Raw genomic sequence first — 11,542 nt, 5'->3', positions numbered from 1 at the left:
TTTATTGCCGGAAAATTATTCGACGGACGGATGAAACGATACCGCCCGCCCCGGGGCCGACGATGCGATGCACTGCATCGTCGGCCCCGGGGCGGGCGTGGCCGGCGGCCGGTCAGTGGCTGCTGGCGCGGGTCGCCCCCAGCCCCGTTTCCGAGCGCACCTGCTGCGCGGCGAACGCGCCCTTCTCCGACTTCGCGCGCGCGCTCGAGTCAAGTACCGAGAACAGCCACACGCCCACGAAGCCGATGGTCATCGAGAACAGCGCGGGCGACGTGTACGGGAACCAAGCCGAACCCTTCGGATAACCGAGCGTCGCTTCCCACACCGACGGCGACACGATGGTCAGCCCCACCGACGAGACCAGCCCCAGGAACCCGCCGATGACCGCGCCGCGCGTGGTGCAGCCCTTCCACATCATCGACAGGAACAGCACCGGGAAATTGGCCGACGCCGCGACGGCAAAGGCCAGCGACACCATGAACGCGACGTTCTGCTTCTCGAACGCGATGCCCAGCAGCACGGCGATCACGCCGAGCACCAGCGTCGTGATGCGCGACACCTTCAGCTCGTCGGCACTGTCGGCCTTGCCGTTCCTGAAGACGGTGGCATAGAGATCGTGCGACACCGCGGACGCGCCGGACAGCGTGAGCCCGGCGACCACCGCCAGAATCGTCGCGAAGGCCACGGCCGAGATGAAGCCGTAGAACACGTCGCCGCCCACCGTCTTGGCCACCAGCACCGCGGCCATGTTGGCCGTACCCGCTCCGCCCTTGATCACGCCCTTGGCCACGTCGGACAGTTCCGGATTGGTCAGCACCAGCGTGATCGCGCCGAAGCCGATGATGAAGATCAGCACGTAGAAATAGCCGATCCACGTGGTGGCCCAGAACACGGATTTACGCGCTTCCTTTGCATCCGGCACCGTGAAGAAGCGCATCAGGATGTGCGGCAGGCCGGCGGTGCCGAACATCAGCGCCATGCCGAACGAGATCGCCGAGATCGGATCCTTGATGAACCCGCCCGGCGACATGACCGACAACCCGATACGCGTGGCGTCGTCCGACGACTTGCCCGCGTTCGCGGCAATCGCGGTCTTGACCTCCACGGCATGGGCGAACAGCGCCTCCGGGCTGAAGCCGTACTGCGCGAGCACCATGATCGCCATGAACGTCACGCCCGCAAGCAACATGCACGCCTTGATGATTTGCACCCAGGTGGTGGCCGTCATGCCGCCGAACAGCACGTAGACCATCATCAGCGCACCGACGATGACGACGGCCACCCAGTAGTCGAGTCCGAACAGCAGCTTGATCAGTTGCCCCGCGCCGACCATCTGCGCGATCAGGTAGAACGCCACCACCACCAGCGTGCCGACCGCGGCGAAACTGCGGATCGGGCCCTGCTCGAAGCGGTAGCCCGCGACGTCGGCGAAGGTGAACTTGCCCAGGTTGCGCAGCCGCTCGGCCATCAGGAACGTGATGATCGGCCAGCCGACCAGGAAGCCGATCGAGTAGATCAGGCCGTCGTACCCCGAGGTCATCACCGCGGCGGAAATGCCGAGGAAGGATGCCGCCGACATGTAGTCGCCCGAGATCGCCAGGCCGTTCTGAAACCCGGTGATGCCGCCGCCGGCCGTATAGAAATCAGCCGCGGAACGCGTACGGGATGCCGCCCACTTGGTGATCCACAACGTCCCTGCCACGAACAGCGCGAACAGGACGATGGCCGTGGTGTTGGTCGCCTGCTTGGCGGTCTGCCCGACATCGCCGCCGCCCGCGAAGGCCACGCCGCACGCGCTCGCGGCCAGCAGCGCGACCAGCATCGTCGAAAGAGTCTTCTTCATTGGGCGACGTCCTGCAGGATGTCCTGCGTCAGTTGATCGTATTCGTTGTTCGCGCGGCGCACGTAGATGCCGGTGATGACGATGGTGAACACGATCACCGCCATGCCGATCGGCACGCCGACACTCGTCACGCCGGTGCTCACGGGCTTCGCGAGAAACGACTTGTCGAATGCGATCAGTGCGATGTAGCCGTAGTACACGATCAGCATCAGCACGGTCAGGCAGATGCCGAGCGTGTTGCGCCGCCGCTTGAGCAGCGCATACTTCGGATGCGCTTCGATTTTTTTCACCAACCCATCATGCATCGCCTGTCTCCTGGTTTGCTTTTTGAATGAGTTCGGCGATTCTGAAGAGCGAAGCTGACTACGCGCTTACTCGATCTTTCGCACGCAGCCTTCCGGGCACTATGGTTTTCCCTAGCGGTGCGGGGCGTGGCGGCATGCTTGGCCGGCCCGCGTCACCGTTCATGGATCGAGCGCGCCGCCCGACCAGCCGGCCGACGGCCGCGAACCCGTCAGCTTCAACGTGACGTCGCCCTGTGCGACCAGCCGCTCTCGGTTACGCGTGACGATGCGCCCGGCCTGCGGTGCAACCAGCACATGCTCGCTGCCAGGCACGCCAGGATGCGCGACGATTCGTGCGACGCGCTCGCCGGCCTCGACCGTTGCACCGAGTTCGCGTTCGTAGACGAGCACGCCCGATGCCGGCGCGATGATCGTTTCCATGTGCGCGATCGGTACGGCCTCGCCATGCCAGTCGGGCACGCCAGGCGATTCTGCGATCACGCCTCGGCCGCGCAGGAACGAGAGCACGCCGTCGGCGTCGCGCTCGGCGAATGCATCCGACACGTCGGACTGCCCTCGCAGCTCGACGGTCGCGACGAGCCGGTCGCGCAGCCCGCCGTCGCGCATCCAGTGTGCGGCCACGGCGCCTTCGAATGCGCCGTCTTCGTCCTCGTCCCACAGGATCGCGACATCGGCGCCGAGCGCCGCGACGAGGTCGCGTCCGGCCGGCCACAGGTCGCGATGCAGGTACACGTACGGCAGCGCCTCGGAATCGGTATGGAAGTCGAGCACGATATCGGCGTCGCACGCGGCGGCAAGCAGCGTGCGCTGCCACGCGGCGAACGTCGTCGCGGGCCGGCGCGTGGCCGCCGATTCGTGGAAATGCCGGTTGAAATTGCGGTGCGTCGTTTCGTGGAAGCGACCCAGCAGCCGCCCCTGCCGGAACTGTGCGAGCCCGAGCGGGTTGGCCTGCGGCACGACCGTCACCGTGCCGCGCAGCGCGCCGCGATCGTGCGCCGCGCACAGTTGCGGCAGCAGGCGGTGCAGCACGAGCATGCCCGCGATCTCGTCCGCATGCACGCCGGCCTGCAGGTGCACTCGCGGCCCGTCGCCGGCCGACAGCCGCCAGGCTCGGATCGCGAGCGGCTGCCCATTGTCGCCCGGCACCTGCCAGGTCAGCGTTTCGATCATCGCCTTTTCTCCTTCAGGACCGGCGTGTCATTCAAGACGATTCACGACGACGAATGCGAGCCGGCGTCGAGGCTTGCAACGAACGCGGCAATGCGCTCGCACGCATCGCCCAGCCGCGCGTCGTCGACGACGAAGCCGAAGCGCACGAAGCCCGACGCGGTGTCGCCGAACGCACTCGCGTCGAGCAGCGCGACCTGTTTCGCGCGGAACAGCCCCCACGTGAACGCATGCGCGTCCAGCCCGGTGCCGCGCACGTCGACCATCATGAACATTCCGGCCTCCGGCAGCAGGCAGCGCAACCCCGGCACGTCGCGCAGGCGCGCGTATGCAAGATCGCGGCGGCGCCGGTAGAGTTCGCGCATGTCCGCGACGATCGCGGCCCGGTTGTCGAGCGCGGTGACGGCCGCCTGCTGGATGAAACCCGGCAGCCCGTACAGCATGCACAGCGCGAGCCGCTCCGCGTGCTCCATCAGCTCGGTCGGGCCGATCGCCCAGCCGACCCGCCAGCCCGGCATCGCATGCGATTTCGACAGGCTGCCGATCGTCACCGTGCGCTCGGCCATCCCCGGCAGCGACGCAATGCTGACCATGTCGCGCTCGAACGTCAGCGCCGCATACACCTCGTCGGACACGACCCACAGATCACGCTCGCAAGCGAGCCGCGCAATCCGTTCGAGGTCGGCACGCGGCATCACGACGCCGGTCGGGTTGCATGGCGTCGCGAAGAAGATCGCTTTCGTGCGCGGCGTCACGGCTGCTTCGAGCGCGTCGAAGTCGAGATGAAAGCCGCGCGACGCGTCGACGGGCACCGGCACGAGCGTCGCGCCCGATGCGCGCACGCTCGCCTCGTAGGTGAGGTACATCGGCTCCGGCACGATCACTTCGTCGCCCGCCTCGCACAGGCACATCGCCATCGCGAACAGCGCGTTCTGCGCGCCGGCCGTCACGATCACGTGCTCGGCGCCGACTGCCTGCCCCGACGCTTTCGTGTGCTCGCGCGCGATCGCCTCGCGCAGTTCGGCGCGGCCGCGCACTTCGCTGTAGTGTGTATCGCCGCCGCGCAGCGCGGCGACCGCACGCTCGACGATCACGTCGGGCGTCGCGAAATCGGGATCGCCGACGCTCAGGATGATCGCCGGCTCGCCGGCGGCGACCGCCTGCTGCGCCGCGTAGTGAATGTCCCATGCGGTCGTGCGCTTGCCCTGCAGGCGATCGACCAGCTTCGAATAGTTCATGCGTCCTCCATCGCGCGGCGCCCGTCCGGCTGCCGCGCCGTCAATGGGTTCATTCAGCGCGGCATGCGCACGGGCACACGCCGCTCGAGGCGGCCGAACGCGCGCTCGATCACGAACGCGAGCGCGACATAGATCACCGCGATCGCCAGCAGCGGCTCATAGGTCCGCAGCGTCTGCGCGCGGATGTAGTTCGCGGCGCCGAGTACGTCCATCACCGCGACCGTCGATGCGAGCGCCGTCGATTTCAGCAGCATCACGGTCTCGCCAGCCAGCGTCGGCAGCAGGATCTGGATCGCGCGCGGCAGCCATACGCGGCGTGCGATCATCGACGGACGCATCCCCATCGCGCGCGCGGCCTCGATCTCGCCCTTCGGCACGCCGCGCAAGCCTGCACGCAGCACCTCGCCGACATACGCGCCGACGCTGATCACGAGCGCGAACGCGACATACCAGAAGCCGTCGCGCAGGAACGGCCAGAACACGCTGTCGCGCAGCGCGGGCCACCCCGAGAACAGCGAACCGACGCCGTAGTAAATCAGGTAGATCTGCACGAGCAGCGGCGTGCCACGTATCACCTCGGTGAATCCCTTGCTCACGCGTGCGACGATCGGATTCGGCGACAGTCGCGCGAACGCGACGGCAATCGCCAGCCCGAAGCCGAATACGGCCGAGATGACGAGCAGCTTGACGGTGGTCAGCACGCCGAGCAACAGCAGCGACCCGTAGGAAGACAGTACGCTCAGATCCATGACGTTGATCCGGTTCGATGGGAAAGTGCGGCGCGGCTCACGATGCCGGCATCCAGCGGCCGAAGCGGCGCTCGATTTCGCGGAACAGCACACCGGACAGCGACGTGATCGCGAAATAGACGGCCGCCACCATCAGGTAGTAGTGCATGTACTCGCGCGTCGAGCCGGCCGCCTGCTTCGCGGTGTAGAGCAGCTCGCTGTAGCCGACCACGCTGATCAGCGCGCTGTCCTTCACGAGGATCAGCCACAGGTTCGCGAAGCCCGCCAGCGCGTAGGGCGCCATTGCCGGCAGCGTCACGCGCCGGAACACGAGCCCTGGAGGAGCGCCGAACGCGCGGCCGGCCTCGATCTGCCCGTACGGAATCGCGAGGATCGCGCCGCGGATGATCTCCGCCGCATACGCACCCTGCACGATACCGAGCACGATCACCGCCGCCGCGAAGCCGTTGACCGCGACCGGCCCGACGCCGATCGCCGTCATCAGCAGGTTGATCGCGTCGGTGCCGGCGTAATAGAGCAGCAGGATCAGCAGCAGTTCGGGCACCGCGCGGCACAGCGTCGTGTAACCCTGTGCGATCCGTTCGAGCGCGCGCACGCCGGACAGCTTCGCGGCCGCGCCCAGCAACCCGAGCACGATGCCGACGACGAACGCACCCAGCGAAATCTCGAGCGTCACGGTCGCGCCTTGCAACAGTGCGACGCCCCAGCCGTCCGGATCCATGCCCAGGTAGCTCACCCATCCCCAACCGTCCATGCCGCCTCCTCGTCCGTGCGTGCGCCAGTGTGTCCGTGTGCCGGTAGCGGCGTGATCAGTGCGGCCAGAGGTCGATCGGGAAATACTTCTTCGCGATCTGCGCGTACTTGCCCGACGCATGCAGCTGTTCGAGCGCCTGGTCCATCTGCTGCTTCAGCGGCGCATCGGCCTTGCGCATTCCCGCGCCGACGCCGTAGCCGAAGATCGCCGGATCCATCTTCACGCTGCCGGGGCCTTTCAGCTCGAACGTCGAACCGTCCTTCGACTTCAGGAAATCGAGGATGCCGAGCTGGTCGAGATACATCGTGTCGATCCGGCCCGCGACGAGATCCGCGTTGCAGTCGTCCTGCGTGTTGTACAGGCGCACCGTCGCGCTCTTGCCATACGCCGTCTTGATGAACTCGGCATTCGCGGTGGAACCCTGCACGCCGATCACCTTGCCCTTCAGCCCGTCGGGCGTCAGCGTAAGCTTCACGTTCTTCGCGCCGACGAAGGTGCCCGGCGTCTCGTAGTACGGCCGCGAGAATGCGATCACCTTCTGGCGTTCAGGCGTGATCGACATCGAGTTGAAGATCACGTCGATCTTGTCGCTGAGCAGCGCCGGGATGATGCCGTCCCACGCGACTTCCTTGATCTCGCATTTCGCCTTCATCTGGTCGCACAGTGCGCGGATCAGGTCGGCCTCGAAGCCGCTCCACTGCCCGGTCGGACTCTTCATCAGGAACGGCGGATACGGTTCGGCGGCGACACCGAAGCGCAGCACGCCCGACGACGCATGCGCGGAACCAAGCGGCGCGAGCACCGCGACGACGAGACTGAACAGACACAGCAGACTGCGTACGACACGTTTCATGGTCGGACTCCTTGCAGGAAAGATAGGGATCGGGCGAGCCTACCCGCGCGCTCGCGGGCAGCTCCCGTGATTCAGTGATGCTGTCGGTGCGCGTTGACGAATTGACGGCAGCGTTCGCTCTGCGGCGTGTCGAAGATTTCCGCCGGCGTGCCGCTCTCCTCGACGCGCCCCTGGTGCAGGAACAGCACCTTGCTCGACACGTCGCGCGCGAACGCCATCTCGTGCGTGACGAGAATCATCGTGCGGCCTTCGCACGCGAGATCGCGGATCACCTTCAGCACTTCGCCGACGCGCTCGGGGTCGAGCGCGGAAGTCGGTTCGTCAAAGAGCATGACTTTCGGCCGCATCGCCAGCGCGCGCGCAATCGCGACACGCTGCTGCTGGCCACCGGACAGGAAGGCCGGATAGACGTTGCGCTTGTCGGCCAGGCCGACGCGTTCGAGCAGTTGCTCGGCGCGAGCGACTGCTTCGGCGCGCGGTTCGCGCAGTACATGCACGGGCATCTCGATCACGTTCTCGAGCACCGTGCGGTGCGCCCACAGGTTGAAGCTCTGGAACACCATGCCGAGCCGTGTGCGGATCCGCTCGACCTGACGCGCATCGGTCGGCACGGTGCGCCCCTTGCGGTCGACTTTCAGCCCGATCTCCTCGCCGTCGACGACGATGCGCCCCCGGGTCGGCGTCTCGAGCAGGTTGATGCAGCGTAGCAGCGTGCTCTTACCCGATCCGCTCGCGCCGATCAGCGAGATCACCTCGCCCTCGCGCGCGCTCAGCGACACGCCCTTCAACACTTCCAGGTCGCCGAACCGCTTGTGCAGATCTTCCACCTGCACACGCTCCTCGACGTCCGCTTTCACGCTCTCCACCCGCGCCAACATGTTGTCTCCTGTGTCGAATTCTCACGCTCGTCCCACGCGGGATCGCAGCGTCTTGTTGAATGGCCGACCAACCTCATGCGGAGTCGAGTATAGGCTCTGTTGAACAATGGTTCAACAGTTTCAAAATAATCCGGAGCAAGGGTTTTCGCGGGTTTCGCGACGCCTCCATCACCGTAATTGAACAATCGTCCGGCACTCCCCTATAATCGGCACCATAACGATTCCGTAAGGTCACCACGTGAAAAAGACTCCTGGCACGGCACCGGTTCAGGCACGCAGCCGCGGCATCCGAGAAACACCCGCGGTGCGTCAGCAATCGATCATCGACGCGACGATGCGCTGCATCGCGCGCTACAGCTATTCCGAGACCACGATCGACCGCATCTGCGCGGAAGCGAAGGTCTCGCGCGGGCTGATCAATCATCATTTCCAGTCGAAAGACGAACTGATGGCGCAGACCTACAAGCGGCTCGCGACCGACCTGCTCGACGTGTCGCGCGCGGCGGCCGCGAACGCGACGGGCCCCGAGGAAAAGCTCGATGCGATCATCAAGGTCTGTTTCGCCGCGCCGGTGTTCGCGCCGAAGAACGTGAAGGTATGGCTCGGCTTCTGGAGCGTCGCCCACAGCGACCCGGTGATCCGCAAGGCGCACAAGGAGCTGTACAGCGGCTACCGCCAAGCGTTGAAGAAGCTGTTCGACCAGATCGCGGAAGTGCGCGGCGGCACCGTCGACAGCGATCTCGCCGCGCTGACGCTGACGGCCGTGATCGACGGCTTCTGGCTGGAGCTGGCGCGCGACCCGACGTCGTTCACCGCGGAAGACGCGCTGACGAGCTGCCTGCGCGTCGTCGATACGTTCCTCCCGCCGACGAAAACGGCCCGCAAGCGGGCGTAACGCATCACGCGCGCACGCGCCGCCGGGTCACCGGCGGCGGCAACGACGGCCTCGTACAACACGAGGCCGTTCGCATTTTCAGGCCGTGCGGATTTCGATCAGGTACGGCGCGTCGTGGGCCGCCGCTTCGCTCAGTGCACCGGCCAGCGACGTGCCCTCTTCGATCCGCTGCGCTCCCCATCCGTACGCACGCGCGATCGCGACGAAATCCGGCGTGTGCAGATCCACGCCGACCGGCTCGACGCCGACGTCGACCATCGCGCGCTTGATCTCCCCGTACCCGCCGTTGTTCAGCAGCACGACGATCACGCGCGCGCGATGCTGCACCGCGGTGCCGAGCTCCGCGAGCGTGTACTGGAGCCCACCGTCACCGGCCACGCAGACGACCGGCCGCGATGCGTCGCCGAGGCTTGCGCCCACGGCGGCCGGCAATCCGTAGCCGAGCGAGCCGAATCCCACCGATGCGTTGAACCAGCTGCGCGGGCGCGGCGCCGCGAAGCCGACGTTGCCCGCATAAACGATGCGCGTCGAATCGCCGACGATCGCCGCATCGGGCAACGCGTCGCGCACGCTGTCGAGCAATGCGAGGTCGCGCCGCATCTCGTCGTTCAGCTCCTGTCGTGCCGCCGCGCGGCACGTCGCCGCGCGTTCGCTTCCGACGCCGTCCCTGCGCGGGTGCGCGTCGGCGAGCCAGATACGCCGGAATGCGCGCACGGTTTCGCCGACGTCGCCAAGCAGCGGCAGCGCGGGCACCGCGTTGCGGCACAGCTGTTGCGGATCGATGTCGATCCGCACGAGCGGCGCGGGCATCGCGAAGCTGCGGGTCGCGTACAGATCGTAGTCGGTCGGCCCCAGCTCGGTGCCGAGCGCAATGATCAGGTCGCTGTCGCGCATCAGCGCACGCACCGCGTCGCTCGACGCCGACCACGCGATGCCGAGCGGATGCGCGGGCGGCAGCACGCCGCGCCCGTTGATCGTCATTACGACCGGCGCGTCGAGCGTTTCCGCGAGCCAGCGCACGTCGGCGGCGGCGTCGAGCGCGCCGCCGCCCGCGAGGATCAGCGGCGCACGCGCGGCGGCCGCCTTTGCACGGAATGCGTCAATGCCCTGGGCCGACGCGGGCCCCGGCGCGATGCGCGGCGGCGCGGCCGGCACGGGCGGCAATGCATCGGCAGGCGCCGCGAGCACATCGAGCGGAATCTGGATGTGCACGGGACGCGGGCGTCCGCCCGAAAACACCGCGAATGCACGCGCGATCGCCTGCGGCAGCGCGTCGGCGCGCGGCACCGTGTAGCTGAACGCGGCGACGTTCTCGGCGAACGCGTGCTGGTCCGGCAATTCGTGCAGATGGCCGTTGCCCGAACCGAGGTCGCCGGATGCATTGACGCTCGAGATCACCAGCATCGGAATCGAATCCGCATACGCCTGCGCCATCGACGTCGCGATGTTCGTCATGCCGGGCCCGGTGATCACGAAACACACGCCGGGCTTGCCGGTCGCGCGCGCATAGCCGTCCGCCATGAAACCAAGGCCCTGCTCGTGGCGCGCGCTCACATGACGCAGCGCGCTGCCGGCCAGGCCGCGGTACAGCTCGATCGTATGCACGCCGGGAATGCCGAACACCGTGTCGACGCCGTAGGCGGCAAGCAGGTCGACGAGGTACATGCCTACTGTTTTCATATGGTTTCCATCCTTCAGGACAGGTTTGAAGATCGTACGCCGGCCGCTGCCGTCAATGCGCGAGCCCCGGCAGCAGTTCGCGCACGCCCTGCGCGAGCATCTGGAACGCGATCGCGGTCAGCACGATGCCGGACAGCCGCTCGACCAGCGTCCTGCCGATCTCGCCGAGGCGCCGGCACCACGACGCCGAGCACGCATACGTGAGCCCGATCACGCCGGCATGCAGCACGCAGGCGGCGCTCAATGCCAGCAGGTCGGCCGGCGTATGGAAGCGCGTCGCGGTCGTGATCACGAGCGACATCACCGCGCTGCCGATCGACAGCGGAAAGATCAGCGGCACCGCGATGTAGTTGCGCCATTGCGCGTACTCGAGCCGCGTATCGCCACCGTTGCGCTCGTCGTTCGCCGTCCCGCGCATCATCGGGATCGACCACAGGCACAGCACGAGACCGCCCGTCAACGTCAGTGCGCCGAGCGTCAGGCCGAGCATGCGCAGCAGGAACTGCCCGCTCCACACTGCACCGATCATCAGCGTCGCGATCCACGCGAACAGCCGGAATGCAATCTGTCGTTGCGTCGCGTCCGGGAAATGCCCGGTGACCGCCGCGTACATCGGGATCGCGACGGGCGGACAGAACAGTGTCAGCAGGCCCGTCAGGAACAGCAGCATGTCGCTCGACGTCAGGGTCATCGTTCGCACTCGGATGCGGTCGGGTGAATAAGGTATGCAATGGCATCGCGGCCGCGGCTTGGTCAGCCGAGCCCGGCGCAGAGTTCGGGGACCGTCGCGAACAGATCGCCGACGAGGCCATAGTCGGCCACGCTGAAGATCGGCGCCTCCGGATCCTTGTTGATCGCGACGATCACCTTCGAATCCTTCATGCCGGCCAGATGCTGGATCGCACCCGAGATGCCGACCGCGATGTACAGCTGCGGTGCGACGATCTTGCCGGTCTGGCCGACCTGATAGTCGTTCGGCACGTAGCCTGCATCGACTGCCGCGCGCGACGCACCGAGTGCGGCCGACAGCTTGTCGGCCAGCGGCTCCAGCACCTTCGTGTAGTTTTCGCCGCTGCCCAGACCGCGGCCGCCCGACACGATGATGCTCGCGCTCGTCAGCTCCGGACGGTCCAGCTTCGTCACTTCACGGCTCACGAACTGCGACTTGCCGGCGTCGGCT

At 66.8% G+C, this 11,542-nt stretch carries 12 protein-coding genes; 1 reads left to right on the top strand and 11 read right to left on the bottom strand.

All coding sequences use genetic code 11. From position 1 onward, the window contains the following. Window positions 1–112: 112 nt before the first annotated feature. From U5809_RS26985 to U5809_RS26950, 8 genes are all read right to left on the bottom strand, one after another. Window positions 113–1,843, bottom strand: a complete 1,731-nt coding sequence (locus U5809_RS26985; RefSeq protein WP_322088755.1) for a cation acetate symporter — start codon at window positions 1,841–1,843, stop codon at window positions 113–115. Continuing rightward, on the bottom strand, window positions 1,840–2,148 hold the full coding sequence (locus tag U5809_RS26980) for a DUF485 domain-containing protein (RefSeq protein WP_322088754.1): 309 nt from the start codon (window positions 2,146–2,148) through the stop codon (window positions 1,840–1,842). Before U5809_RS26980 ends, U5809_RS26985 begins: the two co-directional genes overlap by 4 nt. A 159-nt stretch (window positions 2,149–2,307) precedes the next feature. Then, the gene (locus U5809_RS26975; RefSeq protein WP_322088753.1) at window positions 2,308–3,318 is read right to left on the bottom strand and encodes a succinylglutamate desuccinylase/aspartoacylase domain-containing protein; all 1,011 of its coding nucleotides are present in this window, start codon (window positions 3,316–3,318) and stop codon (window positions 2,308–2,310) included. A 41-nt stretch (window positions 3,319–3,359) separates the two neighbouring features. Then, window positions 3,360–4,553 (bottom strand): pyridoxal phosphate-dependent aminotransferase, encoded by a 1,194-nt coding sequence (locus U5809_RS26970; protein ID WP_322088752.1) that lies wholly within the window; start codon window positions 4,551–4,553, stop codon window positions 3,360–3,362. A 53-nt stretch (window positions 4,554–4,606) separates the two neighbouring features. Then, complete coding sequence (locus tag U5809_RS26965; RefSeq protein WP_322088751.1) at window positions 4,607–5,302, bottom strand: ABC transporter permease subunit; 696 nt, start codon at window positions 5,300–5,302, stop codon at window positions 4,607–4,609. A gap of 37 nt (window positions 5,303–5,339) precedes the next feature. Further along, on the bottom strand, window positions 5,340–6,056 hold the full coding sequence (locus tag U5809_RS26960; protein WP_322088750.1) for an ABC transporter permease subunit: 717 nt from the start codon (window positions 6,054–6,056) through the stop codon (window positions 5,340–5,342). A 55-nt stretch (window positions 6,057–6,111) separates the two neighbouring features. Next, window positions 6,112–6,909, bottom strand: a complete 798-nt coding sequence (locus tag U5809_RS26955) for a transporter substrate-binding domain-containing protein (protein ID WP_322088749.1) — start codon at window positions 6,907–6,909, stop codon at window positions 6,112–6,114. A 71-nt stretch (window positions 6,910–6,980) separates the two neighbouring features. Continuing rightward, window positions 6,981–7,787 (bottom strand): ABC transporter ATP-binding protein, encoded by an 807-nt coding sequence (locus tag U5809_RS26950; protein WP_322088748.1) that lies wholly within the window; start codon window positions 7,785–7,787, stop codon window positions 6,981–6,983. Window positions 7,788–8,025: 238 nt separating this feature from the next. On the opposite strand from U5809_RS26950, the gene U5809_RS26945 reads away from it, so the two are divergent. Further along, on the top strand, window positions 8,026–8,682 hold the full coding sequence (locus U5809_RS26945; protein WP_322088747.1) for a TetR family transcriptional regulator C-terminal domain-containing protein: 657 nt from the start codon (window positions 8,026–8,028) through the stop codon (window positions 8,680–8,682). A gap of 78 nt (window positions 8,683–8,760) precedes the next feature. On the opposite strand, the gene U5809_RS26940 is transcribed toward U5809_RS26945, so the two are convergent. The 3 genes from U5809_RS26940 to U5809_RS26930 form a co-directional block, all read right to left on the bottom strand. Then, window positions 8,761–10,362 carry a 5-guanidino-2-oxopentanoate decarboxylase gene (locus tag U5809_RS26940; protein WP_322088746.1) on the bottom strand — a complete coding sequence of 534 codons (1,602 nt, stop codon included), beginning with the start codon at window positions 10,360–10,362 and terminating at the stop codon, window positions 8,761–8,763. Window positions 10,363–10,414: 52 nt separating this feature from the next. Then, on the bottom strand, window positions 10,415–11,053 hold the full coding sequence (locus tag U5809_RS26935; protein WP_322088745.1) for a MarC family protein: 639 nt from the start codon (window positions 11,051–11,053) through the stop codon (window positions 10,415–10,417). A 62-nt stretch (window positions 11,054–11,115) separates the two neighbouring features. Then, the coding region (locus U5809_RS26930) for an electron transfer flavoprotein subunit alpha/FixB family protein (RefSeq protein ID WP_322088744.1) at window positions 11,116–11,542 on the bottom strand (427 nt) is incomplete at its 5' end.

Origin of the sequence: Burkholderia sp. BCC1999, assembly GCF_905339975.1 — a bacterium.
Lineage (GTDB): Bacteria > Pseudomonadota > Gammaproteobacteria > Burkholderiales > Burkholderiaceae > Burkholderia.
This window is presented reverse-complemented; position numbering and strand designations above follow the sequence as displayed.

Bases quoted from the DNA above. Each gene is read 5' to 3' on its own strand.
- U5809_RS26935 (WP_322088745.1), bottom strand. From the start codon at position 11,053: ATGACCCTGACGTCGAGCGACATGCTGCTGTTCCTGACGGGCCTGCTG.
- U5809_RS26970 (WP_322088752.1), bottom strand. From the start codon at position 4,553: ATGAACTATTCGAAGCTGGTCGATCGCCTGCAGGGCAAGCGCACGACC.
- U5809_RS26975 (WP_322088753.1), bottom strand. From the start codon at position 3,318: ATGATCGAAACGCTGACCTGGCAGGTGCCGGGCGACAATGGGCAGCCG.
- U5809_RS26940 (WP_322088746.1), bottom strand. From the start codon at position 10,362: ATGAAAACAGTAGGCATGTACCTCGTCGACCTGCTTGCCGCCTACGGC.
- U5809_RS26965 (WP_322088751.1), bottom strand. From the start codon at position 5,302: ATGGATCTGAGCGTACTGTCTTCCTACGGGTCGCTGCTGTTGCTCGGC.
- U5809_RS26980 (WP_322088754.1), bottom strand. From the start codon at position 2,148: ATGCATGATGGGTTGGTGAAAAAAATCGAAGCGCATCCGAAGTATGCG.
- U5809_RS26950 (WP_322088748.1), bottom strand. From the start codon at position 7,787: ATGTTGGCGCGGGTGGAGAGCGTGAAAGCGGACGTCGAGGAGCGTGTG.
- U5809_RS26960 (WP_322088750.1), bottom strand. From the start codon at position 6,056: ATGGACGGTTGGGGATGGGTGAGCTACCTGGGCATGGATCCGGACGGC.
- U5809_RS26955 (WP_322088749.1), bottom strand. From the start codon at position 6,909: ATGAAACGTGTCGTACGCAGTCTGCTGTGTCTGTTCAGTCTCGTCGTC.
- U5809_RS26985 (WP_322088755.1), bottom strand. From the start codon at position 1,843: ATGAAGAAGACTCTTTCGACGATGCTGGTCGCGCTGCTGGCCGCGAGC.